Source organism: Escherichia sp. WS3227_2 (assembly GCF_046486495.1).
GTDB lineage: Bacteria > Pseudomonadota > Gammaproteobacteria > Enterobacterales > Enterobacteriaceae > Escherichia > Escherichia coli.
The window spans coordinates 1-748 of the sequence record NZ_JBJQLG010000052.1 but is presented as its reverse complement, the minus strand read 5'-3'; the positions used below and the strand labels follow the sequence as shown (position 1 = coordinate 748).

Sequence of the window (748 nt, the reverse complement as noted above, 5' to 3'; positions counted from 1 at the left end):
CCAGCGGCGCGTCAGGGAGATATGACTCAGTATGGCGGTCCCATTGTCCAGGGTTCGGCAGGTGTAAGAATTGGCGCGCCCACCGGCGTGGCGTGCTCGGTGTGTCCGGGCGGGATGACTTCGGGCAACCCGGTAAATCCGCTGCTGGGGGCGAAGGTGCTGCCCGGCGAGACGGATGTTGCGCTGCCCGGCCCGCTGCCGTTCATTCTCTCCCGCACCTACAGCAGCTACCGGACGAAGACGCCTGCGCCGGTGGGCGTTTTCGGCCCCGGCTGGAAAGCGCCTTCTGATATCCGCTTACAGCTACGTGATGACGGACTGATACTCAACGACAACGGCGGGCAGAGCATTCACTTTGAGCCGCTGCTGCCGGGGGAGGCGGTGTACAGCCGCAGCGAGTCAATGTGGCTGGTTCGCGGTGGTAAGGCAGCGCAGCCGGACGGCCACACGCTGGCGCGGCTGTGGGGGGCGCTGTCGCCGGATATCCGGTTAAGCCCGCATCTTTACCTGGCGACCAACAGCGCACAGGGACCGTGGTGGATACTGGGGTGGTCTGAGCGGGTGCCGGGTGCTGAGGACGTACTGCCAGCGCCGCTGCCGCCGTACCGGGTGCTTACCGGGCTGGCGGACCGCTTCGGGCGGACCGCTTCGGGCGGACGCTGACGTACCGGCGTGAGGCCGCCGGTGACCTGGCCGGGGAAATCACCGGCGTGACGGACGGTGCCGGGCGGGAGTTCCGTCTGGTGCT

1 pseudogene is annotated in these 748 nt (G+C 67.6%); it reads left to right on the top strand.

Features of this window, described 5'->3' with window-relative positions:
* A pseudogene (locus ACJHXB_RS24755) lies at positions 1-748 on the top strand (DUF6531 domain-containing protein); the annotation flags it as partial.